Here is a 26,662-nt window from a genome sequence, read left to right as displayed (position 1 = left end):
AAGGCTGAATATGAATAAACATTACATCTCAACAATTATCGCGTGGATGCTGTCATGCAATGCCTATACTGGCATTTATTCAGGTATTAATTTAGGTATTAATACAGTCACTATACATAAAGACCTCCGCTATCCTCTTGAGGAGGCGATACCCACATCTTCCAGTTTTAACAACGCATATACCAATTTTCACGGGCAATTGCTCGCAGGATATGAATATCTCTTTAACGCAAAATTTTCTACTGCCCTAGAAGGGGACGCGGATTTATTCACTGGAACGTCACACTATAAAATCAATGAATGGTTTTTCAATGAAGATGTTGATGCAAAAGAGAAGTTAGAATATGGCTTCGCTCTTTTTTTACTGCCAGCATATCAATACAACGAGACGGTTCGTTTCTTTGCAGGACCAGGGATTTCATGGAGCCGTTTTGCAGTTAAAACGGACAATACCGCAGGTAATGTGGGAGTGAGCGCGAATTTCAAGCAATGGCTAACCGGCGGCGGATTAAAGGCAGGAGCAATTACCAAACTCAACAATAACCTGGATCTGCTTTTAACCTATCAATTCACTCAATACAACAGCATGGAACGAACTCAAATTGAACCCTTATCCGGGGATACTTTACGAGGAAATTATAAGCCGAATGTAAATACTGTCTTAATTGGCCTTCGAGTCAATATGCCACAGCAAATAGCTAAAATGAACTATTTTGTCCCTAAATAAAAGAACATAGGGTTGAAAGAGCATCGGCATTAACTCCCTATGTTGAGAGCAAATTTCGAGAACTATACGATGAATTCGAGATATATCACTTTTTTCTCCCTAGAAACCTTAGTGATTTACCGCTGACAATATATTCTTCAATATGCTCAAGACTCAAACCTTTAGTTTCTGGCATATAAAGATATGTATAAATAAACCCGATAAAACAAATGACTGCATAAATCAAAAAAGTATATTCAATGCCAACAGTATAAAATAAGAGAGGAAAAGTAAAAACAACAATCCCATTAAATCCCCAGTTACTAATAGACGACAGGCCCATACCTGCGCCACGCGCATATAAAGGAAAAATTTCTGCCATTGCAATATAGGGAATAGGACCTAAACTAATCGCAAATGAGAAAATATAAAGAGTAAGAAAGAGCAACGATAAATAAGCGAGCCAACCCACATGAAAATAAGAAAAAATTCCGATCGCTGTCAAGCTGATACTTGTCCCTGCAAAACCGAATAACAACAAATTCCTTCTTCCAATTTTATCCACATACATTACAGCCAGAATAGTAACCAACATATTGACAAGGCCAATACCCATCGTTGCTAAAATTTGTCCATGTGCTGACGAAAAACCCAGATTTTTGAAAAGAGCAGGTGCATAGTAAATAATTACATTAATGCCGCTTAACTGTTGCAAACAAAAAAGAATGACGCCTAAAGATAATGCAGGTAACAGGGGATTTTTAAATAATAACCGCCAGTTTTTTTGTAGCGGTTCTTGGGATATGGCGATTTGAATTTCATTGAGTTCCTCTTCTACGCCAATACCCTTGCGTAATTGATCCAATGATTTTTTTGCTTCCTCACGTCGGCCTTCATAAAGAAGCCAGCGCGGTGACTCCGGCATAAATAGGATACCAATAATCAGCATTAATGCAGGAATACAGCTGGAGGCAAACATTTCTCTCCATGAGCCATAATCAATTAACAGGTAATTTACTGTGTAAGAACATACGATGCCTATAGTAATTGCTAATTGATATAACGCAACCATTGCTCCTCTTAAATGAGTTGGTGCTGTTTCAGCCAAATATAGAGGCGTAGTCACTGCAGCTACCCCAATTGCCAATCCAAGAATAAAACGCGCAGACACCAAAACCCACTCATAAAATGCAAAAGTGGCCCCCAAAGCACCCAACAAGAATAAGGTTCCAGAAAAAATGAGACAAAGTTTACGTCCCACATGTTTTACCAACCGCGAGGCTAATAGGGAACCAATCAGCATGGAACCAAATAAGGCACCAAATGGGAGAGCAGAAGTCATTACTCCTACTCCAGTATTAGACATATGGAAATAGTGTTTTAAGAGTTCAAGAGAACCAGCAATGATACCTTCGTCATAGCCAAATAAAAAACCAGCTAATGAGCCAATTATTGCAACTAACCAAGCCATAATAGTCATCCTTTTTGAGTTAAATCCACAGTAAAAGATCATTATTCGATCGATTAGTAATTAAATTATACTATACTAATTTTAAAGTAATTATCAATGAATAAGCAATGAGTACGCCAATAACCGGTGAAATAATGGTAGAAATGCTTAATCAGCTAGTTACCAAACATTATTATGCAACACAAATCATTCCGCTAATTTCTGAATTGGCTTCTTTTATTGCTCTGAATGAGCAGTTGCGGCAAACACTTGAAGAAATCGCGAATAAAAATAATTTTCAGACCAATCATCAAGTCAATTGGTCTGAATTAAATTCGGTTCAAAGGAAAATAATCAACTGTTTTTTTGATTATTTGTATTTTACTTCACCACAATTTCTAAGGGACGTAGATTGAATAATGAACTTTATGATTGTTGTATTGTGGGTACTGGTGCTGCAGGAGGGATTCTTGCACACAGACTCGCTTCTGCTGGCCTTAAAGTCATCTCGATTGAACAAGGTGATGAGCTTGAAGCAGATTATTTTAGTGAAAAAAATCCTCCAGGCGTAAAAAAATGGTATGGAATTAAACCCAAAACCACTTTTCCACCTAATGTTGCCGATGCGTTATTCATTCATGATCTGTTTGCTGATCACCATACTCGATCCAGCAATCAGCAATCCGAAAAGGTTTTTCGTCAATTTCAAATTTATGCATTAAATGGCTTGCAAAATTTATGGAATGGAGTCTCCGTTCGCTTTAGTGAAACCGACTTTTCTACCTGGCCTATTCGTTATTTAGACATCGCCCCGCATTACAGCGCCGTTGAGCGACGGATCGGAGTGTGCGGTACTCAAGAAAAATTAGATGAATTACCTGATGGAGAATATATCCCACCTAAACCTTTAAGACCAGCAGACCATTTGATCATTAAAGCAGTCCAACATTTAGGTTGGCCCAATTGCCATGCCATTCCAAATCGTAAAGCAATTGAGACAAGAATGGACAAACCCAATCATTGCGCCAGTACTGGAATATGTACTTTTGGTTGTCCCGTTGGGGCTGTCTATAAATTTTCTGCGCGACTTTTACCGTTAATTCGTGATTTGCCAAATTATACTTTGCTGTTAAATGCCAAAGTAATTCGTTTAATTTGTAACCATAAGAACAATCAAATTCAGTCTTTGGAATATCTTTGTTTAAAATCAAGAGAGCGAAAAAAAATACGCGCTCGTTTTTTTATCCTGAGTGCAGGAGCTATAGAAACCCCACGAATTTTGTTTCATTCACATGATCCGTATTTCCCACAGGGCTTGGCCAATCAAAATGGTACATTAGGTTGGTATTTACAAGATAATCCCAAAGTAGTCCAAGCCACTTCACTTTATAAATTATGGTTTAACAAAAGACCTGCTGACATAGGATATGGCGACTTACTGATCCTGCTTGGTCAAGCTAATTTGCCTCACGGAGAACCCTTTCGCTTCATAGGACATTCAATTTCGGCACCCCCTGACGTTCCTTATTATCTTGCAGATATAAACTGGCTTCCACGATCGATAAAACCATTTATCGTGAAAGCAATGTTTAACTCATTTGTTACTTTGGGATTATTCTGCGAAGGGGATTTGTTAGCATCAAATCGAATCAAACCTTCAGATTCTGTGGATAATTATGGGATTCCACAAGTGGATATTCATTACACCAGCTCAGAAACTACCTTGGCGCGTATGAAAAAAATGGCAGAGTTTGGTCGAAAGGTCTTAAGGAGGGCTTCATCAACTCACATTACAGAGGATTTCAGTAATGATGGAACAGGTATTCATTATGCCGGCACATCGCGCATGGGGAACGATGAAAAAGAATCAATCGTCGATGCAAATCTTAAGACTTTTGCTCACAATAACTTATATCTTTGTGATGGTGGGGTAATTCCCCATTTACCTGACAAGCATTTGACATTGACAATTATGGCTTTAGCTGATCGACTGGCAACACATCTTATTAACGAATTTCAGACGCGAGGATAAAGACATGGGTAAGGAGAAACCAGTGCGTACCGAAGGATTACCTTGGGAGTTTCCAGGTGCGCACTGGATTGATGATGAAGAGCAACGATTGGTCGATGAGGTAGTCAAATCCCATAGTCCATTTCGTTATTATGGCCCTGATTTACAAAATATGGTTGAAAAACTGGAAACAGAGTTTTGCAAAAAAATTGGCGTTCCATATGCTCTAGGTGTTAATTCTGGAACTGCAGCGTTACATATTGGAATGGCTGCCTTTGGCGTGGGGCCAGGGGATGAAGTTTTAGTCCCTGGTTATATGTGGGTTAGCTGTCTTTCTGCAATCGTAAGACTTGGGGCTATCCCTATTTTAGTTGATATCGATAATACTTTTTGTATGGACCCCAATGACTTAGAACGTAAAATCACTTCTCGTTCTAAGGCGATCCTATGTGTTCATATGAGTGGTGCCTCAGGATATATTGATAAAATTGCAACCATTGCTAAAAAAAATAATCTCTATTTATTAGAGGATTGTGCCCAAGCAGCCGGGGGCTACTATCATGATAAACCGCTCGGCAGCTTTGGTGATCTTGCTATTTTTAGCTTTCAACTGAATAAAAATATGACCAGTGGTGAAGGAGGTATGATTGTTTGCAAGAAAAAGTTCTTATACCAACGCTGTTTTGCTATCCATGATCTTGGCTATCCGCGCAATGAATCGGGACGGCTGGATACTTTAAATGAAGAATTCCAATTATGGGGCATTGGTTCCAGAATGTCCGAACTAACAGCAGCGTTTGCTTTAGCACAATTAGGAAAACTCGATAAAATTACTGGGTCCATGCGGCAGTCAAAATGGCGTATACGCGAAGCATTAAGTGAAATAAAAGGATTAGCATTTCGCAAGATACCTGATCCTAAAGGAGATACAGGTCCTTTTCTGATTAGTATTTATCGGGATCCAACTCAGTGCCAGGATTTTACTGAAGAGTTGCGCAACTTAGGAATAAAAGGTCAACCAGGTAGCTTAGCGTGCATTACCATGCGCGAATGGGGTTTGCATTGGTATTTTAATAATATAAGTCTTGTGAAGAAAAAATCGCTTTGTTCGGATGGATTTCCCTGGAGCCATCCTCGAAATGAGTTCGCACAAAAAATTCATTACGGTCTTGGTACATTACCCCATTGTGACATGTTACATGAGTGCTCTGCTTTATTGACTATTGCATCCAATTTGGCGGCTGAAGACTGTGAACAAATTATTTCTGCATTTAAAATTGCAGCGAAACGAGTACTCAAATGAACCGAGCCTTATCAACACTCTGGCGCCCATTGGGGATTTTGACCGTTGCAATGTGTTCAGGACTCCTAGTGGGATATATAACGACCGTTATTGCTGGTGTGCTTCCTATAATTAACAAACAGTTTAACCTTGATGTTTGGCAACAAGGTGTTTTGGTTTCAATTATTTTAGTCGGAGGGTTTTTAGGTTCGCTTTTATGTAACCGAATAATTCCAGCTTTAGGGCATAAAAAAACGTTGACCCTAGTTGCTCTTGCTTTTATTGCAGGTTCAGTATGGAGTGCTCTATCAGTGGATTTTCTATCTCTTCTTAGCGCCCGGTTTTTTGTAGGATTGGCAGTAGGGATCACTACCGTCATTGCCCCAATGTATACAGCAGAAACTGCCTCAGATAATTCTCGAGGATTTCTCGTCAGTAGCGTGCAGTTAGCGATTACTATAGGTATTTTGTTGGCTTATGTTATCAGTTACTATTTCGCACCCACTCAAAATTGGCAAATGATGTTTGCTCTCGGTACCCTGCCTGCACTCTTATTGCTAATCATTGTTCCCCTGCAATTGGAAAGTCCTCGTTGGTTATTCCTTAAAAATCGAGTAGATGAAGCAAAAAGTGTTTTTTTTAAATTACATGGCATCAAATGGGCTGAATTAGAGATAATCCAACCGCCAATAGAAACTCATTGCCATTTTAGGGAACTTCTTCATCCCATTATTTTTCCTGTTTTATTATTTGCTTGCGGTTTATTTTTATTTCAGAACTTAAGCGGCATTGATGCTATTTTATATTATGCGCCCATTATTTTTACTCAATCTGGTTTTACCAGTCTACAAAGTGGACTCGCAGTTGCCATTTTAATTGGTATTATTAATATTTTGGCGACTCTTTTATCCATGTGGTTAATTGATCATTTAGGAAGAAGACCTATTACAATTATTGGTCTTTTATTCATGACCTTAAGCCTTATTGGATTTAGTTTTTTTCATCCCTACATCGCCCTATATCCTGCGATGCGATGGATAAGTGCTTTGATGTTATTATTATTTGTCATGTCCTTTGCTGTAAGTATGGGACCCATCCCCTATGTGCTTATGTCTGAACTTTTTCCCATACGATTAAGGACCATCGGAATGGGCATTGCCTCAGCCACTGCGTGGGGAATTAATGCGCTTGTCACTTTTGCTTACCCTATACTCATAGAATATATAGGAATAAGCCGATTATTTTTGGGGTTTGCTTTTGTTTGCGCAATCGCTTTATTTATTTGTCTCCTATTTTGCCCGGAAACCAAAAACCAAACATTAGAAGCGATTGAGAAAAGACTTCTTGATGGAGTTAAATTAAGAAACTTAGGGACACATTAGACAACGAGTTTCCGAAGAAGTCTATTAAATCGTACGAGTACAAGAACTTGCACTTCTGCAAAACATCCAATATAGTGAAATATCAAGTTGGTATGTAGTTCCACATTTAGACTATAGATTTAGCTTTATAAGGAATTTTACATGACAAAACTGGAAGAATTACTTTATTCTTTGACTGCTGTTGTAGTCCGCTATCACGACAGTCAACCAAAAGTGAAAAAATTGGTCGTTGCAACTGATGAAAATCTTCTCAAAGAAAAATCACTCTCTTGCGCTAAAGAAATAATTCAGAATCAAGACATCCATTTTAAAATACGCTTGAATGATCTCATTAAACAATGCTCAGACAGTGGCCGAAGACCTTTCTTATATTATATTTTGCATGAAATAACTTCCCTAAAAGAACTATTTGACCAAAAAACTTCTTTTGAGCCCTCAAAATTAAAAGAGAATAAGAATCAAATTTCTCAATTATTAATCGATCTTAAGCTCCTTTTAGATACTCCAAAACACAAAACGTATAGAATAACCTACAGTAGACCCGAAGAAACCAAAAAGGCTACCCTTGATTTATCCGGTTTAAAAAATGATGGTTATATTGGCAGTGATCTTTGTAATTCCGGGGAAATTTTAAATGATGAAGTTTTAAAGCGATTTAATATATGCGCCTACACTTCCAATGAGCGAATTAGAGATATTGCTGAGCAAATTTGCATGGAGCATCAACATGCACTTTTAGTACCTGAACTCATAGCACAAAATGAACTTCAAAAAAGGATAAATTTAGAACAAGAGCACGAACTCCATTCATTAACAAACCAACAGGCAGAAAATCAAAAAAAATTGGAAACTACCTCTACAAAACACTACACGGCTCTTTATATTTTTTACATTCTCTTTAAAAGGCTGCAAGCGAGAGAACAAAAGCAAAAAACAGTAATTGATCAACAGCAAGAGACCATTAGCGAACTGCAACAAAAAATCAGCGAGCTAACCCATCCTGCGGATTCAAAACCAACGAGTTATAGATTTTACCCCTCTTACTGAAGGCTTTATATACGATGCAATCAGTGCAACAAACATGAGCAGCTTCAGATGCGTGGTATCTGTTACACCTTAAAGAGATGCAGCACACCCATATAAAGGCTCACACTAATTACGCCCTGTTTCTGGAAGGGAATCCTTAGCCTTCTTAGCCTTTAACTGAATCAATAGATAACCACCAACGACTGCAATAATTAATAAACTAATGGAGAGGAGCGGGCGTATAGCAAACCAGGCAATTGCAGTAACAATGAGCCACACACACAACCCTAAGAGGAACGCTATAAATCCAGTGCCAAATCCTACAATGGATCCTAAAAAAGGGATTACATCCGCTAAAATAACCAGTGGTTTCATGATTAGAGAAAATCCACCAATCAACATGAGTAAAGAAAAGAAACGCAAAACCCATGCAAGCAGAGTATTTTCTGATTGAGCCTCAGCTATCATTTCATCCGATGAATGTCGCCCTGTTGATAAGAGCATAATACTTTTTCCTGCAGGGGCAAAATAGGGCTGAAAAGTCGCTCCTGTTTGTTGTGCGATAATACTCACTGTTTGGGGTTCAACAACCGTTAGATTAATCCGCAGGTCACCCAATTGAGGGTTTTGAGCGTCTTGTCCCACATATAATTCATTATTCATCAGAGTGACTGGCTTATTCAATTTATTCTTTAGGGTTTCTTTATTAACCTGAGCTAAATTGACTGGTTTACTGACATCAATTTGTTTTATTAAAGCATCGGGCAGCAAAAAATCACCTACGGTTACTGTTTTCGCATAGTCTGTTTGTGACTGAATAGGCATGGTTGGATTTTGATGTCCTGTGGGATTTTTAAAACTAGAGCTGTCGATTGCACTTTCAGACCAAACTTTGTCATAGGTATAGGTTGTTATATGTTTTTCCGACCCGCCTAGTTGTGATTCAGTTCGCGTTTCAGTTTTTTGTTTCCATTGATACATTTCAACCTTGCGATGGAGATTGATGGCATTTATTGTCACTCCTAACAACGTGTCGACTAAATTATCTTTGGTAGTCGCCAAGCCGCTTAAATAAACCACTTTAAGATTATTTTGCTTGTTTATAGGGGTGCAAGGTACTGAAATTAGAACGTTTTTGGTTTGCTCCAAAGATTGGGCCATATGTAAACTGTATCCTTCATTCCAAAACACAAGAACAATAGCGCCAACAATTAAGGCAATACCAACAAAAATGCCAAGAAAAGCATCTTTTAATCGAGAAAACCATGAAGTTGTTGTTATTTCTTCTTCTGCCATGATTATAGCGCTCCTCGATTACTTATTATTTATAATAATAGTACCGATGACTAAAATTGACAGAAATGAATTATCTAATATGGATTGAACATTCGGTTTTATTGTAATTGCTGTAATTTTTATGGCGCAATCTTAACTTCTTGATTCCGCTTGCAACGGGCACATAAGCCTTTAATTTCTACAGTACAATTTATAATTGAAAATTGAATCGAATTCGCAAATTCTGTAAGGGTAGAGAAATCCACAACACATTCTAATTCTTTGACAAAACCACATTGGCTGCAAATGAGGAATTGGGCCTGTCCCATATGATGTCCATGCAGACAAGCAACATAAGATTTCAGACTATCGATACAATGAATAAATCCCTCTTGATGCCAAAACTGAATGGCACGATACACTGTAGGTGGCTTGGGGTTTGCAGTTTGTTCGGATAGTTTTTGCAGGATTTCATAAGCTCCAAGAGGCTTTCTCTCTTCTACTAAAATTTTGAGGACACGCTCTCTCGGTTCTGTAAATCGATAACCATGCATTATGCAATGCTTATACGCCTTGTCCAGCAAATTATATTTCATCAATCATTTTTAAGTTTAATAGATTAAATGCTATTGTATCACAGTCATTATTTTACCGAAAAATAATTAAACAAATGCCGCTAAATATCTAACAGAAATCCTATTGGCATAAAAATTACCAAATGTGACTTGTTCTTTGGCAATAGAATGTTACAATGTAACACTTTCGAAAGGTTGGTTTGCAAAATAATTAATAATCAATGTCCTATAGATTTTAAGGACAGGACATCTTCTTTGCTTACTGGATCTTATCTAATTTTAAGGTTTTAAAAGCTACTGTGATTGTCAATGACTTATCTGAAATTCATATTGATGTACAACTGATTAAGTCAGGAAAGTCCGCTTTTAATGTCCTTCAAATGGAGGAAACCAATGTATTTTTATAATTATAGATTCCGCCTTCCAGATGAAATCCAGTTTCCCGATCCTGAGGAGGCTGCACAACGAATTGAGCACATGTTAAATAACCTCCAAGGCATTGGATTAACACGTACAGCACTCGATTTCACCAGCCCAAATAAAAGCATCAGTTTGTTATGTAAATCCAAAAATGCTCAAGCCATAGAATCTGCAGTAACCCAAATTTTGTGGAAAGAAAACATTACGTTGTGCAACGAAATGGAGGAAGAAGCACTGTGGTTTGAAGAGGAAGTAGCGCATAACGATCAGATACCGCTAGTGAAGCCTATGTATACGGGCGGCGTTAAAAAGAAAAGAAAAAAAACGCCGCATAAGCATACTCACGATCACCCTCACGACCATTCTCACGATCAGCCCCACGCTCACTCCCACGACCATTCACATGGACATTCACACGGACACTCACACGGACACTCTCATGGTCATGAAAATCATTGGGTTAAAGCTGCATTAGGTTTGCTTTGGGGAATAGGCATGCTCGTTCTTGCTGTGGGGAGTTTTAATATCCCTCTTCTTGTCTATTATGCCTTAACCGGACTAACTACTTTGATGACCCTGTATTTGGGATATACTGTTTATCAATCATCATGGTATGCATTACTTGAAAAGAAATGGGACACCACAACTTTATATACGATCAGTACCTTAACCATCGTTGCAGTATCCATTGCAAGTATGTTTATTCCCGGACTGCCCATGATGTTTGAGGCAGCACCTTTGGTTTTAGGCTTTTGGCATTTAGGCGAAGGCATTGAACATACTTTAATTGGTAAAATCACTAAAAAATTAGATGTTCGTGATTGTGTGGATCCATTAGTCCAATTAAAAAGTTCGAATGCGGAGATTTCAGTTAAACACTTAATTCCTAACGATATAATTCTCGTTAAGCAAGGACGTGTTATCCCCGTTGATGGGGTATTAACAACAGACGCATTACTTTATACCACACGAATTGATGGTTCACCTGAGCTCAAAAGGTTTAAATCAGGCGATGCAGTCAAAGCCGGGATGCGTTTAGCCGATCATATTCCTTCATTGGAAATGCGGGTTACAAAGACCTATCAAAACTCGTACCTTTCACTATTGGCAGAAAATATTAATAAAGCAGATGAGGAGAAAGCACCTGTTGAAGTCTTTGCAAATACGGTATTGAAATATTTTATTCCTGGTTTGCTTGGAATAGCCCTACTCTCAGGCATTATTATAGGTTCGGTGTTTAATCCCGCACTTGCAATTCAATGTGTCATATCGGTTCTTGTGAGTGCATGTCCATGCGCTTTAAGCTTGATCACCCCTTTAGCAGTTAAAATCGGTATGCAAAAGGCATCTGAAAATGGAATTATTTTTAAGAATGGCAAAGCATTACAAGCAGCAGCTGATATTGACACCGTTGTTTTTGATTTAAATGGCACGCTGACTCAAGGCAACGTTCAAGTAGTGCAGTTTAAAATTGATGATGAAAAGCTCTGGAATCGTGTCGCGTTATTAGAAAGTAAATCTGAGCATCCAATAGCAGAAATTATTAAGAATCATATAGAATCTCGAGGCTTCATTGCAGATGATCAATTAGACATAACTGTTGATAAAGAGAACCCCCATCATTCAGGCATTAAAGCTGTAATTAAGGGTAAAAAAGGTGAGGAGATAACGGGTGAAACATTCATAATCGGCAATAAAGACATGCTTGCTGCGAATCATATCACAGATTTTGGAAACTATAATAACCCTGAAGACGGTTCCATCTATATTGTTCGTGAAAGGAAAGTAGTAGGACAAATCGCCTTAATGGATCCATTACGTGAAGATGCTATTGCTACAGTAAACAAATTAAAACGTCTGGGTAAAACGGTACATATTTGTACCGGTGCAGATCGGGAAACTGCAGAAAAATATGCAAAAATATTGGGTATTTCTAAAAAGAATATTTTTGCGAACACCGTAGGTGTTGTCACGCGAACTGGCGAGATATCTAAAGAAAGTTATATTGAACAGTTAAAGCATGATGGCCATAAAGTGGCTATGGTAGGTGACGCAGCAAATGATCTCACAGCCATTAGGCATTCCAATCTCGGTATTGCTGTTCAATCGAAAATTGGTGATGACATTACACAGCAATATGCAGGCATAGTGGTTCAGCAAGGAAGACTCTTTTCTATTGCAACAGCATTTGATATCGCAGCAAAAACGAAACAAAATATTATCCAAAATTTATGCGTGAGTTTAACCTATAATTCAACAATTACTTTAGTGGCGGCAGGATTTTTTGTTGCTTTAGGTTTTGCCCTTAACCCTGCACTTGGGGTGGCATTGATGGTGCTTGAATCGGCGATTGTTTTAATGAACCTATATCGTTTTAAACACCAAGACATTGTAACTACCGAATCAAGTAATAACAGTGTAGAAATGGACGCTGTTTCTGAAGAGACAACCTTCGATTTATTAAATGGTTTAGGCTATCGCCCCCAGCTTAAATCAAGCCTTGATAGTGTGGGAGCAGAACCTTTCACAACGGGTGTCCAAACAAAACGTTTCTTTTCACCAGCTCAACCTAAAGAAAAGAATTATTCTTTTCCCACTCAGGATGTAACTTCACACGATGCAACGTGTCATATTTTTTAATCACATTTCTTCTGCTCTGAAATCGATTAAAACCAGGGTTTGTTTACAATTCGCTATCTTGAGCCAAAATACTGGGATTTTAGAGCAATTAAGGCATACTTGGTTTCATACTCTCATTGTTATGAAGCAACAAAGACTCTTTTTCAATCTTAGGTTTACTTGATGTCATATTGGCTTGCCAAAAAAGGACTCTACTGTCTATGCGATCTGAGCCGAGATGATTGAAATAGTAACTCTCAGTGAATTCTTCCCATGTCAAATTACATGGATCCTCCAGTTGATAATCCGCTAAATGAGTTCCAGGACGCAATTTATTTTTAAAACGATCCCCATATAAAAGACACTCATATATTGAAATAAACTTTTGATACTCATTAAAAGAAAAACGCTCATAAAATTTACCCCTATAACCATAAAGAATGAACAACAACTCATGAACTCCCGTTGTTGCATCAAGATCCAGAGTGATTAACTCCATACTATTTTTTTTATTAATTATAAGTTTCATTAGTGACCATTAATTAAAATGAGCCATTACTTATTAATATATTTAAAGTAGCGAGAAATCAATATAGTGATCTGAACTTTAATCGTCCCATTTTTAGTTAACTCCTTGTTGTCTACAGATTTCTTTCTAGAAGTTATGAATTCTTTGCTATGATTAACTGACTTTCACTCGCATTTTGTTTTTATTGCAGGTGAAAATATTTGATTCAGATCATCTATTGTTAGTACGTTCATACGTTAAGATACTTATAGTTATTAAGATTGAAGGAACGCATATTATTAAAGGGGACATTAGTGGTAACGATACAGCACGTTTAAACGATCGATCCTATCACTATTTAATAAACTGGATGTTAACATGAAAAAACTGTTTTACAGTCTGTTGATATTTTTGGTAGGTATTGGGTTACTGTATTTAGTTCAACCCTTTCTGGGGTTTAATATTTCAATTTCTGAGGTATTAGGCCGATCTTTTCCATTCTTAAAACCCCAAGCGCCTCAAGATATTGATCTAAAAAACGATTTTACACTTAAGCCTTATGTTCAGCATTTGGATAGCCCTCGATTTATGTATGTTACGGAATCTGGAGATTTGCTTGTAACGGAACCTCCAAAAGGAAACGTACTCCTCATCCCTTATAAAAGACCAAACCAGAAACGAGTTCTGCTTTCGGGCTTGAACAATCCACACAGTATGGATGTTTACGAGAACTACTTATATGTTGCAGAAGAAAATGCTATTGGACGAATCAAATATGATGCAAAAGATGGACGCACCATCGGTCGTTATGAACGAATAATTAAAAATATTCCGGATGACGGCGGCCATTGGACCAGAACCATTAAGTTTGGTCCTGATGGATATGGCTACGTATCTATTGGTTCTTCGTGCAATGTCTGTATTGAAAAAAATCCTTTAAGGGCTTCTATCTCTCGGTTTAAGCCAGGAGATGATCATGTGACAATTTATGCCAAAGGGCTACGAAATGCCGTTGGATTTGATTGGTCACCTACAGATGGAGTACTTTATGCGACTGAAAATAGTCGTGATTATTTGGGTGACAATTTTCCACCCGATGAACTCAATCTGATTCAGGAAAATCAATTTTATGGGTGGCCTTATGCAAACGGTGATCGAGTTCCAGATCCCAAATTTGGCATGGGGCAAGAACAAATAATTAATCAATCACAAATTCCTGTTTTCAAATTTGCCGCCCATCAGGCCCCCCTAGGCATCACTTTTATAAAAAATCCTCAATCTCCATTGTATAAAAAGGCACTGGTTGCCTTTCATGGCTCATGGAATAGCTCAATTAAAGTCGGTTATAAAGTCGTTAGTTTAACTTTTGCAAATGGAGTGATCACTCAAAATGATTTTATTACTGGATTTCTCAAAAACGGTAAAGTAATTGGCAGACCGGTGCATGTCGTCGAAGGTAAAGATGGTGAATTGTATCTATCCGATGATTTTAATGGGGTGATTTATTTGATCGAACATAAGTAGAGTCTGTGGACCTGAGTTATCGTCAGTTTTTTTGAGCAGTTAACTATTCATACAGTGAGCATATTGGTTATATATCGTTCCATTCCCGCGCAGGCGGGAATGACATAAATTTAGATCAAAATGCATTATTACCATTAGCCTTGATTATAAAAAAATAAATTTCATATGAGCTGTACTGTACCAGCCCGAACGGGTCGCCATGTCATCTATGCAGAATGGGGAAGAGATCAAAGCACCAATGAACGATTCCACTCGTGCATTGGCGTTGCATATTAATCACTGTATCACTTCATAGTGAAAGTGGAGTCTCCAGGTATGCTTCTCTGGTTGCAGCCAGAACCAACTGAAGGCTGGAAAAAAACGTTATTTTTATGATTGCTGTACGATGATGACTTATTAATTTTTTCTAATTTAGAATCAATTTCCATTCTTTTAGTGTTTGCATGTTGAGTCGACTCATGCAATCTCTCACGAATCTCGTGAATTTTTTCTATATTTTTTTGGCTTTGTTCGTCATTTTCCTTAATCCTATTCTTTTTCATAAAGTAACCTAACATGGAAACACCTCCAAAATAGCCCAATAAAAGTACACTATTGTCTTAAATTTATTAACTGTTTGCAAGTCGTTAATAAATCCTGTAGAAGTGAAAAAAGTTAAACCCAAGTCCTCAGTGTATTTGAGGACTTGGTGTCTTGTTTAGAACATTTTTTGGAATGAATTACTCAGTTTTTCTAGATTTTCCAGATTATCCAAATTACATTTTTCCTTGCTTTGGAACTCTTGCAAAGAGTCTAGATGCTGTTCGCTCTCTATAATCCTATTGTTAATTCTTTCCTTACGGCTAGTTATCTTATCTAAACGTTCCTTCAATTTGCGCTCAGCTGCTTCAAAATCATTGAAAATCATACCGCGAGTTTTCGTTAAGTAACGAACCATAATCGCTTGTACTTCCTTATCCTCATGGACGCTTTCTTTCCCTTGTATCGCCTCAAGAGCTAATTGATATTGACTCTCTTGCTTCAAAACTAATTTTAATTTTTTTACATCGCTATCGATAGCCTTTAATTGTTTTTGTTGCAGTTTATCCAAATCCTCAAGACGTTCGCTAGAATACTGCACTCCTTGTTCTAGAGAGTCTCTTAGCACCTTAGATTGCTTCTCTATTTGTTTTTCTGCATAATATTTATAGCCTTCATAACTCACATATACAGAGGCTCCGGCTCTAGAAACTGTTTTAGTGGAGTAATACTTTGAGTTTCTTATTAATAACTCTTGATCAAAACCACCTTCTGTTTTAGAGCCAAATCTCATGCATGTCTTTAAGAGTTTTTTAACTTGATCTTTTGGAGTATAGAGGACGTCTAGAATGTATTCTTTCATGAATTGTTTTACATCTTCTTTTTTACTCAAATCCAATTTATCTGTACCATGTCTTTGAAAATAATCTTTATCTTTTTTTAATGCAGCCTCAATAAATTTTTTGGCTTGCTTCTCGCTGATTACATGATTTTCTTCCATAATTCGTACAATAGAATTCATTAACTGATTGGCTTCTTCTTTCAAAAGACCTTTAGTTACTTCTCCATCTACTTTGGAACCGAACTCTATAACAATTTGATCCAATCTTGCAAATGCCTGATCAATTTCTTTTTTGCATTTCGTTAACGCCATTGTACCTTCATTTGACTCTTCAAAAGATCGCAAAAGCATTTGCTTGTAACTTCCATTACCGATGCTTTCACTTGGCAATGAATCAATACCGTTATTCACAAGATTTCTAGTTCTTATATTCAGAACAGAAGAACTTCTCCTAGTAGTCCGAACGACAGATTCTGGAACAGTAACTGTTTGTAATTCACTTTGAGTTGTTATCCGCTCTAACTCTTGTAGCAATTTTGCTTGTTCTCTTTCATTTTGTCTCTTTAACTTCTCTAATTTTTCTACTTGTTTTTGGTGTTGACGTTCCTCATATCGCTGAAGGACTCCATTCACTTTATCTTCTACCTTTTGAAGTACTCCTTTTTCAACTTTCTTTTCTACTTCCATTTCTATTTTGGTTTCCATTTCCGGATTAGGATAAATATCCATATTCTTAAGTTCTTTTAACTTCTCTTTTCCTCGGCCCACTATAACTCTTCCGTTTAAAATTATTTTATGTAGCATGTTAGTTCCTCATAATAAAACCGTTTAACCACAATAAAAACAATATGCGCAACTGAATAACAATATGTCCAGTTGTAATTTGTAGTGGTGCATTATAAGACACCATTCTTAATAAATTATTAAGACCGCAAATTTAAAGTGAATTAACTTGAAAATATTTGATACTACGGTGGAAACAGAAGCCTATAGAAATTTAAATTATCAATATATCAATGAGTTAGGCTCAATATCCTACAAAATATAGACCAGGAAAAAACAAAGAACTTTTTAAAAATGAGATAAATTTAAAAGGAATTACGGTAAAATTTGAAATAGAAAGGGGGGTAGCAGCGCATTTATCACTTTATCCATTGCGGCACTTTATTAAAAAATACGTTGCCATCTCACCAACTCCCTTGACCAAAATCGTCCCTCTTTTTTCAAATTCGAATCGATCTTTCAGGATTTGGTACGTTGCCTCACTTACATGGATTCGACCTGGCTCGCCGTGAGACTCCATTCGACTTGCCAAGTTAATGGTTTTCCCCCATAGATCATAAGAAAATTTTTTCTTTCCGATGATACCACCCACTACAGCTCCAGTATGAATCCCTATGCGCACTTGAATAGGAAAACGAAGGCTTTCATTCATGCTATTTATCTTTTCAAGTACGCTGCATGCAAAATTAGCAACGACTTCAGCATGAAATTGATTGTTTATTGGAGCACCTGCCACTGCCATATAGCAATCGCCTATTGTTTTAATTTTTTCAAGACCGAATTGATCAGTAAGTTCATCCATGCTTGAAAATATAGTATTCAACATCCCAATCAATTTACCCGGACTCAGTTTATCTGCCAAATGAGAAAAGTTAACAATATCAATAAATACAGCGGTTACAGAGGGAAATCGCTCAACGATTGTTTGCTCACCTAGTTTTAAACGTTCTGCAATGGCACTCGGCACAATACTAAGCAATAAATCATCGGATCTTTTCTTGCCTTCCTGTATTTGGATAAGATAAAGTTTTTCTTTATCCCTTAGTATCTTTTTTTCTATGGAAGCTTCGACGCGCGCTTTAAAAATAACCGGATTAAATGGTTTAAGAAGATAATCATCTGCCCCCATCTCGAGACAACGTACTACTGCATCAATTTCTTTGAGAGGAGAAATAACAATTACAGGAAGATAATAATAACGGTTGTCTCCCATGATTCGTTTTAAAACGTCAAAGCCGCTTACTCCTGAGGTGATAATTGATAAAAGTATTAAATCGAAATCACCCGCACTTAGCTCATCAAGTACTTTGGAGGCATTGCCACAAGGTGTTGCATTAAACCCATAATGCTTTAAACGGCGTATTAATAAATCTCTCGCCATTTCGTTGTCATCGACAACGAGAATAGAACCTTTAGGAGGCTTAGGCTTATAGATAATTTTATTGTCAAGCGGAGGAATAGAGATAATCACATCATGAATTATAATGTTCGATTTTTTAAATTGTGCTAATAGATCGGTGCCTTTCCATTGTATTTGAGCTAATTTATCTATTTCGTTTATGTAACTAATAAACAATTTCGCGGCGAGAAGAATTTTTCCAATATCATGAATAAACTCATCCTGTTCGGCTGAAAGCTCTTCATCCAAAAGCAGCTCACAATAACCAATAACTGAATTAAGTGGCGTAAGTAAATTAAATTGCAATTCGCTGCTGAATGTTTTCAAGTTAAATGCTTCTGATTTTCGAGCAGAAGAGTCGAAATGTAACACCTCATCTACACGGCTTTGCAAGAGTTTTCCCGATTGTAAAATCTTTTTAAGATCATCCTTATACGCTTCAAGCTGATGAAAGGTAAGTTCATCAAGTAGGATTTCGGCATAGCCAACAATGACATCAAGAGGCGTGGAAAACTCACTGCGTAAACTGGCAAATAACGCCTCTCGTTCACGCATCAGGGTTGAGTTACGCTCCTTTTTTGTTTCTTTATCAAAATCCATTAATTATGTTCCTCTCATCGAGTTAAATATACTGTGACTCAGCAGGCTTTCACTAATCGCTCCATCTTTTCAAGAAGACGAGGAAGATCAATAGGCTTCACTTCATAATCATCACAGCCTGCGGCTACCGCTTTTTCCCTATCCCCCACCATAGCATGCGCTGTTAGAGCAATAATCGGGATAGCGCTGGTCTTTGGATCGGATTTAAGTTGTCGTGTCGCATCGTATCCATCCAAAACGGGCAAGCTTAAATCCATTAAAATGAGATCGGGATTTTCAGATTGTGCCATGCTCACGCCTTTTTCCCCATCGACCGCACTAATAATCTCATATCCTTTACGTTGCAAACGTCTTGATAGCATATCAAGATTCAATTCATTATCTTCAACAATTAAGATTTTTATCGTCATCGCACTATCTCCTAGCGATTTTTAATTATTTGTTCAATCTGCCCCGTTATCGTGGCAACAAGTTGCTCCCGACTGTAGGAATTTTTTTGTAGCACTACTTTACTCGAATTCATCAGAAAATCTCGTTCTTCCTGGGTTAAATCCTTTGCAGTGAAGATAACTACAGGAATTTGAGCCCATTTTTCGTGTTTTTGTAACTCCCGAATGACAGCAAAACCATCCATTTCTGGCATCATTAAATCAAGGAGAATAAGAGAAGGAGTCTGGCGGGCTAAAACCTCTAACGCTTCAAGACCATTTTTTGCCTCCAGCACGCTCCAACCCGACTTTTTAATCACTCTTCGAATAATGTTGCGTGAATCTGCCTCATCATCCACAATTAATATTGATTTAATGGTATCGCGAGGGATGATACTCTCAATTTTTTCCATCAGTGTCTTAGGCTCAACCGGTTTGTTGAGATAATCAACAGCGCCTAACGCAAAACCCAAGTCTTTTTCCAGCAGCATTGAAACCAAAATCACGGGAATATTAACCAGATTAGGATCAGATTTTAATGCGGATAAGGTAGTCCATCCATCCATCATGGGCATAATCACATCAAGAGTAATCAAGTCAGGCTGATATTTTCTTGCCAAAGAAAGACATTCCTCACCATGAAATGCATGCAACACTCTAATACCTGTTTTCTCTAAGGCTTTTTGCATGATGTCGTGTATTTTAGGATCATCATCAACCACTAGGACCGTTTTGGCCCCTTCTTCTCCCTGGACTTGTTGTTCATGTACTTTTACCTGAGACCTTTTTTCAACACCCACTTTACTAACCATCGGCAAAATAATAGTAAATGTGGAGCCCTTACCATATTCACTATCGATACTCACGTCGCCTCCCAGGATTTTAGAGAAGCTTTTTGTCAGATACAAACCTAATCCAGTACCACCAAATCGACGCGTTGTCGAAGACTCAGCTTGAGAGAATGCCTTGAACAAACTACCTAATTGCTCTCGAGTCAGACCAATTCCGGTATCACTGACAGCAAATTGCATGTATGCTTTACCATTACTCGTTATCGGTTTCACCGATAATGTAATTGTACCTTCTTTAGTAAATTTAGCTGCGTTGCTTATTAAATTTAATAGACATTGCCTGACTTTCACAAGATCGGTATGCATGATATCAACATTAGAATCAATCTCGGTTTTAAAAGTATTCATATTTTTATTCATCAAAGGAGTGATTATAGCTTCCAGCTCCTTAATCATATCGGGAACTTTGACATCCTCCAGGAAAATATCCATCTTGCCCGCTTCGATTTTTGATAAATCCAGTATGTCGTTGATGAGAAATAACAAATGTTTGGCAGAAGATTCTATTTTTTTGAGGTCCTCTATATACATCTCATGTCCCTCATCTTCCATCTCTTCATGCAATAATTCGCAATAACCGATAATGGCATTAAGCGGCGTGCGTAACTCATGGCTGGTGTTAGCAATAAACTCAGATTTCGCTTTATTGGCCACTTCCGAATCTTTTTTAGCTTCATTTAATTGCACCACCAACTGTTCCAGATTCTGATTTACATTTTTCAGCTCTTTAGTTCGTGACTCCACTAATTCGTGCAAATGTTCTTGGGTATATTGTAGGCTTTCAGCCATACTATTGAAGGTTCCAACGACCCGATTAAGATCATCATAGGGTGTCATACTTAAACGCTGCTCTAATCCGACTTTGTCTTTGGTGATCTTATGCATTGCAGCGCTTAAACTTCCCAATGACCTGGAAATAGCGTGATATAAAAAGTATCCTACGACACTGATGAATAGAAGGATGCCCAGAGGCAAGACAATCATAATATTACGATTGGTTGTAATCAGCTTATGGAAAGTCCGTAGTGATTGCTCCCCTAACTCTTTTATTATTGTATCTAGGTTTTGAAACTGTTTTGAGAGCAACGCTAAATTTTCTTTTACTTCCATATGATTTTTTTGCAGTTGCAATTGGAGATCATTGAGCTCCTTTCGCAAGGCGAGGATGCTTCCTGAACCTTTGGTTAATTGATCAACAACCAAATTGAATTGATTGCCCAAGTCCAATGCGGCTTGATGTAGTTGTGGGTTATTCTGTAATAAATTACTTAATTGTTGCAATTTACTGCGTGTTAAAGGAATGAGCTGTAACAGTTGATTGTCTTTTAAATTATTCAATTCATCCGAATTTTCTTCATCTGCAATTTCCTCGATTAATGCCATGAGCTGTGACAGCTCTGTATTAATTTTTTGGTCAATGCGATGGGCATCCGTAGCATTACTTAAGATCAGACTCTCCAATGCTCCTTTAAACAAGTCGCTTTGTGACAGTTTTCCCTCCTGGAAATAATCACGTAGTTGACGTATGTTTTTTTTATATTGATGGGTTAAAATACCACTGATATTTTCTGATTGATTGTGAATATCTTTAATTTGCTGATCAATAATTCTTTTTTGATTTGCTAACTCGTTTTTCGCTTTTAAAAAAGATTGGGTCAATGCCAACAACCGATCATCAGTTTTTAAAAATTCTTGATAGGTCGCTTTAAGATTTTGCAGTGCCTTCAAGACAGAGGAAACTTCATTGGTAACAGAAGCTAATTTTTCCTCACCCTCAATAAAAATTGCCTCTATCGGTAAACGAGGCTCCAGTTTGGATAAATCATTTTCTTCATGTGCTGTTAAAATACTTTGTTGTCTCACCAAAAATTGAGCGCGTGCATTACTCATTTTAAATCGTGCGTTTTCAATTGAACTAACAGTTAATAAAAGGTTTTGATTTTGAAGCAGTTGATGATTGAGATAGAGTGCAGCAAAACTAAGGATCATCGTAAAAATAACGGTAAGAATATAAAATAACAGAAACACATTTACCAATGATAATCTTAGTTTCCTGTACATTAGTAATCCTTCCACTTATTCTTTAACAAACGAATGCAGTTCAGTCCAATCAAGAGAGGTAAATTTTCCGTTTCTTAATATAGTAGGCCAGACTGTATGCAATGCCTGATGATTGTTTTTATCATAACTGATGGGAATACCGATGCCTATATCCACATCCCGCATGTTTTGCATCACATCAATAAGCCCTTCTCGCGTTAATTTATTAGCGCCAGCTGCACGTTGTAATGCTATGACAAATAACTTTGTCGCGAGATAGCCCTCTAATGAGATATAGCCTGGTTGGGCATCATTTGCATATTTTTTTAGACTCTCTCGATACTCTTTGACAGCAGGAAGATCTGAGTCATAACTAGGAACAACCTGAGTCACTATCACGCGGTTGTCTCCCAATGTTCCTATCTCCTTTAACAAAGTTTCACTTCCCACAAAAGAAACATTGAGAAACAGGGTATTAGGTAGGTCTTCAACCGCCAACTTAATGAACCGAGCAGCAGGAAGATAAGGAGCGACTATAATAATTGCCTTTGGCATTTTTTTTGCGTCCAGGATCTCTGATAAACCCTCTTCCACATTCACTGTATTTCTGGTGAATCGACCGTGCACTAAATTTTCTGAATCGTGATAACCTTCTTCCTTTAACGCTTTTATGGCACCAAAATAACCGGAATCCCCAAACGAATCATTTTGTGTAAAAAATGCAATTTCATCGGGTTTAATTCCTGCTTTCAATAACCCTTTTACCATAGCCGCAGTTTCTTCTGCATAACTTGCACGAAAATTAAAAACGTACCGATCCGGGGGGCTTTGACGCAGTACTTCTGTTCCAGCATAACAACCATAGAGCAGTGTCTGCAATTCTTGGGCAATAGGTACTGAAACCACAGCAGTTGGCGACCCTACATTGCCGATGACAGCGAGCACCTGATCCTGCGTAATTAATTTGCGCATGTTGGGCGCAGCAAGCGACGGCTCATAGGAATCATTATATACAATAAATGTTATTTTTTGACCATTGATACCACCAGCAGCATTTACTCTGTCAAAATACGTTTTGATTCCAAGTGTCATACCCTGTCCAAGCGTTTGTGCCGGACCTTCCAAAGCAGTGCTGCTTCCTATCCTAATAGGTGATTGATTGACTGTGAGCGGAGTTCCTTGTGCAAATGATAGTTGAGCAAAAGTAAGAAGTATTAAAATAATACTCCTGCTGAATGAAAATAAGATCCATTCCTTTATCATTTGTTTACCCAATAGAGAAAAATTTATTAAAAAAATTATAATTGATTCAACTAACGTAAGCACCTCGAATAAGTATATATTCGCGAAATAAATTTATTCTATCCGTAAATCCCGCATATATTTATAGAGTATATACCATTATTCATGTTCCATATTCCTAAAGTGGATTACCGCATGAAACATGTTGTAGAAAAAAGTATGGGTATGCAGCAGCCCCAAACAAAAGGGATAACAAATCACTGTGGATAATAATTAAGCATTATCAGGGTCACCGCAGCACCTTTAGCGCTTCTGTTGTAAGTAGCAAAATCATAAAACTCTACTGCCCGAAGCCCAAATCTGGAATTAATTTGATAAGCTAATGAGCCGCCAAGGAAAGGATCAACGTCAACAGAGTTTGTATTCTGAGAAAAAAATTGACGAGGAGCAACCGTAGTCACGGTCAAGTATGTTGAGATAACTGAGGCGCCACCAACCAAACTGGCTCTTAATCTATTTTTAGGATTAAGAGTATAACCTAAGATAGCGACCAATGACTTACTTGATCTGGAAATTTTTAATCCATCTCTTATTTTTGAATGAGTGAAAATTTGATTGTAATCCAATTCATAAGTGAAGGGTAATTTGTCACCAAGGCCTGCTCCAAATCCCCAACGCATTCCGCTCCCATTGTTGGGAAACGCATCCTGAGGTGTAAAATTTATTCTTGGCTGTTCGGGAGGAGATAATGATAATTGATTGTCATTGAAAAAAGTGTGCACAAATACATATCCGCCTGTTATGTAAAAAGAACCATGACAGCTCCAATCCGCTTTATTACAGCTTTTTTCAGTTCCTGCTGCAAAAATTAAGTCGCTTAGAATCATCGAAAAGAATATTGCTACTAGATGTTTAACCACATGCCTATCCTTAAAAATTAATCCATCCTATTTTATATAAAGCTCGAACTATTGGAATACTTAATTCTGCCTTTTATGTAACGAACAAGAAATACATCATACCAATAAATAACGTAATTTATGACCCTAGGCACCTACTATAAATAAATGAGTCACAATAGGGTCTGTTTACATTTCGCTAGATTGAGTCAAGATAGTAGAAATGGAAACAGACCCTAATTTATTTCCCAATTAATTCCGTATATTTCTGAATTGTATTGGCTGTTATCTTTCTAAACCGTTCCGCTGTCAGGTCATCCGAAAGAGGACTGGAGTTCTTGCTGTGAATTAAAAATTTCTCATAGGCATTTTTACCCAGGAGCGTAAATAAATTATTTAATTCTGGAATAGTAAAATGTAACAGAGTCAAATTTTCTTCCGGCATAAGTGGCAGAATGCTTTGCTTCGCCTGCATCTCATAAGCATATGCAATCTCAATCAAAGTTCCCTCTTGATATTGTTTACTGATTAATTCAACACCAATAGGCATATGCGTATCTTGGCTATAGCCAACATTAATACTAAGCGCAGGTAATCCAGAATTAGATGAGATTGGAGCTCGCCAAGTATTCACTTTCATCGCATCATACGTCGCTGTTCCATTCGAAGTAATCGGCATGAGTAAAGCATCCAACTGATTTTTATCCATAATCTGTTCAACATATGTCTTATTTTTCTTAAAATTTTCTAAAGCTTTTTGATAAGGTACGCTGAGTTTGCTTGCAGTGTTTTTCATAAAATGCAGGCAATCTTTAATCGAACCAAAATTTCTTGTACGGTTCGATTCACAAATATCACGAAAGTTCTTCCTGGTCGATGGAAATGAGGCAAGATATTGATTCACGTCCTGGATTTCTCCAGCTTGATTGAATTGTCGATCATTATTGAAATCTGGAAGCGTGATATCGATGAACGTCGCACCCATTTTCTGCATATCCTTTGTGGCTTTGTTTATTATTTCTTCAATGGGCAAGGACATCTTATTGAATGGATTAATACCATTTACATTACGTACAATGCCAATTCTCTTGTTATTTAAGCCATTGCTTTTCAGAAACCTAGAATAAGTGTTTACTCGAGGAATATTGAGTGTTTTATGATCCTGAGAATCAGGCTGCGCAATCACATCGAGTAAAATGGCCAAGTCCTGTGTACTCCGCGCAATTGGCCCTGCTGTTCCATCAAGATTACCCATTGGAAAAATACCGCTCTGGCTGATTAAGCCAGTACTTGGGCGTAGTCCGACCAAGCCATTAAATGCAGAAGGTATTCTGACCGAGCCACTGTTATCGGTGCCTATACCAAGCAAAGCAAAATGAGCGCTGACTGCAGCGGCTGGTCCACCACTCGATCCCCCAGGATTTTGGTTGGGATCATAAGCATTACCAATTCTACCACTACGACTGCTGATGCCGAACATCCCCCAGGCAAACTCATCCATTCCCCCTTTTCCCAAAATAATGGCGCCAGCATCGCGTAATTTTTTCACTAAAAAAGCATCGTGTATTGGTTGACTTCCCAATAAAGCATAAGATCCTGATGTGGTGGTCATATCAAAAGAATCAATATTATCTTTCAAAATAACGGGAATACAATGGAGCGGCCCTAATGCCTGACCTGTTTTTTTATAATAATCATCTAACTGTCGTGCATACGTTAACACTGAAGGATTGAGTTCACTAAAAGCATTGATTGGTGCCTTGCTCTTTACACTCAAGTTGTATCTTTTAATACGCTCCAGATACGCATTGATGAGCTGTAAACACGATATTTGATGCTGCGCAAGTGCATGATGAATCGAATGAATGGTCGCAACTTCAAAATCTAGTGGAAACACTTTAGATGGACTTGCAATGGAGACCTGACAACTGAATAGAGTAGTACAAAATAATGTAATCAAACGACTTGGCATCATGTATAACTCAAAGTGTGTGGCAATTTTTATTACACCATATTTTATCGATAATTACATCACTCCAGGTTAGAACATGCCCATTATATACCTAATGTAGAGGGTGCACGGAATACCATTTTTAATTGTGGTGACTGAGATAAAGAGATCACCGAATTGTTCGGCAATAGTGTAAGTGCTCACCCCTAAGGGAACAATTGGTTTGGGCACATCTTACTAGAAAGATTTGTAGCCTGGGTGCAGCGTAGCAGAACCCGGGTTTCGCTGCGCTGCACCCAGGCTACAATGCATACAAACAACAAAAAATAAA

21 protein-coding genes are annotated in these 26,662 nt (G+C 37.7%); 9 read left to right on the top strand and 12 right to left on the bottom strand.

The features are described from left to right. Positions 1–10: 10 nt before the first annotated feature. Positions 11–727 (top strand): outer membrane beta-barrel protein, encoded by a 717-nt coding sequence (locus Lani_RS13610; RefSeq protein ID WP_058388612.1) that lies wholly within the window; start codon positions 11–13, stop codon positions 725–727. Between the two features lie 85 nt (positions 728–812). Here Lani_RS13610 and Lani_RS13605 read toward each other — a convergent pair whose 3' ends face one another. Beyond that, entirely contained in the window at positions 813–2,177 is a 1,365-nt protein-coding gene (locus tag Lani_RS13605; RefSeq protein ID WP_019234077.1) for a sugar porter family MFS transporter, read from the bottom strand. A gap of 107 nt (positions 2,178–2,284) precedes the next feature. Here Lani_RS13605 and Lani_RS13600 point away from each other — a divergent pair, with 107 nt between their 5' ends. The 5 genes from Lani_RS13600 to Lani_RS13580 all read left to right on the top strand — a co-directional run bounded on the left by Lani_RS13600 (position 2,285) and on the right by Lani_RS13580 (position 7,878). Further along, the gene (locus tag Lani_RS13600) at positions 2,285–2,572 is read left to right on the top strand and encodes a hypothetical protein (RefSeq protein ID WP_019234076.1); all 288 of its coding nucleotides are present in this window, start codon (positions 2,285–2,287) and stop codon (positions 2,570–2,572) included. Then, positions 2,569–4,188, top strand: a complete 1,620-nt coding sequence (locus Lani_RS13595; protein ID WP_019234075.1) for a GMC oxidoreductase — start codon at positions 2,569–2,571, stop codon at positions 4,186–4,188. The genes Lani_RS13600 and Lani_RS13595 overlap by 4 nt, the downstream gene beginning before the upstream one ends. Before the next feature lie 4 nt (positions 4,189–4,192). Next, a complete protein-coding gene (locus Lani_RS13590; protein ID WP_058388611.1) occupies positions 4,193–5,470 on the top strand; it encodes a DegT/DnrJ/EryC1/StrS family aminotransferase in 1,278 nt (425 codons plus the stop codon). Continuing rightward, positions 5,467–6,831, top strand: coding sequence for a sugar porter family MFS transporter (locus Lani_RS13585; protein ID WP_019234073.1), 1,365 nt, complete (start codon positions 5,467–5,469; stop codon positions 6,829–6,831). Before Lani_RS13590 ends, Lani_RS13585 begins: the two co-directional genes overlap by 4 nt. Positions 6,832–6,972: 141 nt before the next feature. Further along, positions 6,973–7,878, top strand: a complete 906-nt coding sequence (locus tag Lani_RS13580) for a hypothetical protein (protein ID WP_019234072.1) — start codon at positions 6,973–6,975, stop codon at positions 7,876–7,878. A 105-nt stretch (positions 7,879–7,983) separates the two neighbouring features. Here Lani_RS13580 and Lani_RS13575 read toward each other — a convergent pair whose 3' ends face one another. Both Lani_RS13575 and Lani_RS13570 read right to left on the bottom strand, forming a co-directional pair. After that, entirely contained in the window at positions 7,984–9,153 is a 1,170-nt protein-coding gene (locus tag Lani_RS13575) for a TMEM43 family protein (protein WP_019234071.1), read from the bottom strand. A gap of 119 nt (positions 9,154–9,272) precedes the next feature. Next, positions 9,273–9,728, bottom strand: a complete 456-nt coding sequence (locus Lani_RS13570) for a Fur family transcriptional regulator (protein WP_040522746.1) — start codon at positions 9,726–9,728, stop codon at positions 9,273–9,275. A 372-nt stretch (positions 9,729–10,100) separates the two neighbouring features. Between Lani_RS13570 and Lani_RS13565 the strand changes: the two genes are divergently transcribed. Then, a complete protein-coding gene (locus tag Lani_RS13565; protein WP_019234068.1) occupies positions 10,101–12,767 on the top strand; it encodes a heavy metal translocating P-type ATPase in 2,667 nt (888 codons plus the stop codon). Positions 12,768–12,855: 88 nt separating this feature from the next. Here Lani_RS13565 and Lani_RS13560 read toward each other — a convergent pair whose 3' ends face one another. Beyond that, positions 12,856–13,275: a hypothetical protein gene (locus tag Lani_RS13560; RefSeq protein ID WP_019234067.1), complete on the bottom strand. Its 420-nt coding sequence runs from the start codon at positions 13,273–13,275 to the stop codon at positions 12,856–12,858. Between the two features lie 357 nt (positions 13,276–13,632). Between Lani_RS13560 and Lani_RS13555 the strand changes: the two genes are divergently transcribed. Both Lani_RS13555 and Lani_RS19815 read left to right on the top strand, forming a co-directional pair. Then, positions 13,633–14,778: a PQQ-dependent sugar dehydrogenase gene (locus Lani_RS13555; RefSeq protein WP_019234066.1), complete on the top strand. Its 1,146-nt coding sequence runs from the start codon at positions 13,633–13,635 to the stop codon at positions 14,776–14,778. Between the two features lie 165 nt (positions 14,779–14,943). Continuing rightward, positions 14,944–15,054: a lytic polysaccharide monooxygenase gene (locus Lani_RS19815; RefSeq protein ID WP_081595176.1), complete on the top strand. Its 111-nt coding sequence runs from the start codon at positions 14,944–14,946 to the stop codon at positions 15,052–15,054. Between the two features lie 8 nt (positions 15,055–15,062). On the opposite strand, the gene Lani_RS13550 is transcribed toward Lani_RS19815, so the two are convergent. The 8 genes from Lani_RS13550 to Lani_RS13515 all read right to left on the bottom strand — a co-directional run bounded on the left by Lani_RS13550 (position 15,063) and on the right by Lani_RS13515 (position 26,355). Continuing rightward, entirely contained in the window at positions 15,063–15,320 is a 258-nt protein-coding gene (locus Lani_RS13550) for a hypothetical protein (protein WP_127908214.1), read from the bottom strand. A 155-nt stretch (positions 15,321–15,475) separates the two neighbouring features. Continuing rightward, a complete protein-coding gene (locus tag Lani_RS13545; RefSeq protein WP_058388610.1) occupies positions 15,476–16,942 on the bottom strand; it encodes a hypothetical protein in 1,467 nt (488 codons plus the stop codon). Positions 16,943–17,285: 343 nt separating this feature from the next. Further along, positions 17,286–18,920 (bottom strand): adenylate/guanylate cyclase domain-containing protein, encoded by a 1,635-nt coding sequence (locus Lani_RS19810; RefSeq protein WP_202972317.1) that lies wholly within the window; start codon positions 18,918–18,920, stop codon positions 17,286–17,288. A 38-nt stretch (positions 18,921–18,958) separates the two neighbouring features. Next, positions 18,959–19,330 carry a response regulator gene (locus Lani_RS13535; RefSeq protein WP_019234061.1) on the bottom strand — a complete coding sequence of 124 codons (372 nt, stop codon included), beginning with the start codon at positions 19,328–19,330 and terminating at the stop codon, positions 18,959–18,961. Between the two features lie 11 nt (positions 19,331–19,341). After that, positions 19,342–22,260, bottom strand: a complete 2,919-nt coding sequence (locus Lani_RS13530) for a response regulator (RefSeq protein WP_019234060.1) — start codon at positions 22,258–22,260, stop codon at positions 19,342–19,344. Between the two features lie 15 nt (positions 22,261–22,275). Beyond that, positions 22,276–23,502 (bottom strand): ABC transporter substrate-binding protein, encoded by a 1,227-nt coding sequence (locus tag Lani_RS13525; RefSeq protein ID WP_058388609.1) that lies wholly within the window; start codon positions 23,500–23,502, stop codon positions 22,276–22,278. Between the two features lie 236 nt (positions 23,503–23,738). Further along, positions 23,739–24,401, bottom strand: coding sequence for a hypothetical protein (locus tag Lani_RS13520; protein ID WP_019234057.1), 663 nt, complete (start codon positions 24,399–24,401; stop codon positions 23,739–23,741). A 220-nt stretch (positions 24,402–24,621) separates the two neighbouring features. Further along, complete coding sequence (locus Lani_RS13515) at positions 24,622–26,355, bottom strand: amidase (RefSeq protein ID WP_019234056.1); 1,734 nt, start codon at positions 26,353–26,355, stop codon at positions 24,622–24,624. Between the last annotated feature and the right edge of the window lie 307 nt (positions 26,356–26,662).

The organism is Legionella anisa, assembly GCF_001467525.1.
GTDB classification, from domain to species: domain Bacteria; phylum Pseudomonadota; class Gammaproteobacteria; order Legionellales; family Legionellaceae; genus Legionella; species Legionella anisa.
This window is presented reverse-complemented; position numbering and strand designations above follow the sequence as displayed.

Excerpts from the sequence above, each read along its gene's own strand:
- Lani_RS13555 (WP_019234066.1), top strand. The coding sequence starts at position 13,633 with ATGAAAAAACTGTTTTACAGTCTGTTGATATTTTTGGTAGGTATTGGG.
- Lani_RS13590 (WP_058388611.1), top strand. The coding sequence starts at position 4,193 with ATGGGTAAGGAGAAACCAGTGCGTACCGAAGGATTACCTTGGGAGTTT.
- Lani_RS13535 (WP_019234061.1), bottom strand. The coding sequence starts at position 19,330 with ATGACGATAAAAATCTTAATTGTTGAAGATAATGAATTGAATCTTGAT.
- Lani_RS13545 (WP_058388610.1), bottom strand. The coding sequence starts at position 16,942 with ATGCTACATAAAATAATTTTAAACGGAAGAGTTATAGTGGGCCGAGGA.
- Lani_RS13605 (WP_019234077.1), bottom strand. The coding sequence starts at position 2,177 with ATGGCTTGGTTAGTTGCAATAATTGGCTCATTAGCTGGTTTTTTATTT.
- Lani_RS13585 (WP_019234073.1), top strand. The coding sequence starts at position 5,467 with ATGAACCGAGCCTTATCAACACTCTGGCGCCCATTGGGGATTTTGACC.
- Lani_RS13610 (WP_058388612.1), top strand. The coding sequence starts at position 11 with ATGAATAAACATTACATCTCAACAATTATCGCGTGGATGCTGTCATGC.
- Lani_RS13570 (WP_040522746.1), bottom strand. The coding sequence starts at position 9,728 with ATGAAATATAATTTGCTGGACAAGGCGTATAAGCATTGCATAATGCAT.
- Lani_RS13530 (WP_019234060.1), bottom strand. The coding sequence starts at position 22,260 with ATGTACAGGAAACTAAGATTATCATTGGTAAATGTGTTTCTGTTATTT.
- Lani_RS13565 (WP_019234068.1), top strand. The coding sequence starts at position 10,101 with ATGTATTTTTATAATTATAGATTCCGCCTTCCAGATGAAATCCAGTTT.
- Lani_RS19810 (WP_202972317.1), bottom strand. The coding sequence starts at position 18,920 with ATGGATTTTGATAAAGAAACAAAAAAGGAGCGTAACTCAACCCTGATG.
- Lani_RS13580 (WP_019234072.1), top strand. The coding sequence starts at position 6,973 with ATGACAAAACTGGAAGAATTACTTTATTCTTTGACTGCTGTTGTAGTC.
- Lani_RS13525 (WP_058388609.1), bottom strand. The coding sequence starts at position 23,502 with ATGATAAAGGAATGGATCTTATTTTCATTCAGCAGGAGTATTATTTTA.
- Lani_RS13550 (WP_127908214.1), bottom strand. The coding sequence starts at position 15,320 with ATGAAAAAGAATAGGATTAAGGAAAATGACGAACAAAGCCAAAAAAAT.
- Lani_RS13575 (WP_019234071.1), bottom strand. The coding sequence starts at position 9,153 with ATGGCAGAAGAAGAAATAACAACAACTTCATGGTTTTCTCGATTAAAA.
- Lani_RS13560 (WP_019234067.1), bottom strand. The coding sequence starts at position 13,275 with ATGAAACTTATAATTAATAAAAAAAATAGTATGGAGTTAATCACTCTG.
- Lani_RS13515 (WP_019234056.1), bottom strand. The coding sequence starts at position 26,355 with ATGATGCCAAGTCGTTTGATTACATTATTTTGTACTACTCTATTCAGT.
- Lani_RS13600 (WP_019234076.1), top strand. The coding sequence starts at position 2,285 with ATGAGTACGCCAATAACCGGTGAAATAATGGTAGAAATGCTTAATCAG.
- Lani_RS19815 (WP_081595176.1), top strand. The coding sequence starts at position 14,944 with ATGAGCTGTACTGTACCAGCCCGAACGGGTCGCCATGTCATCTATGCA.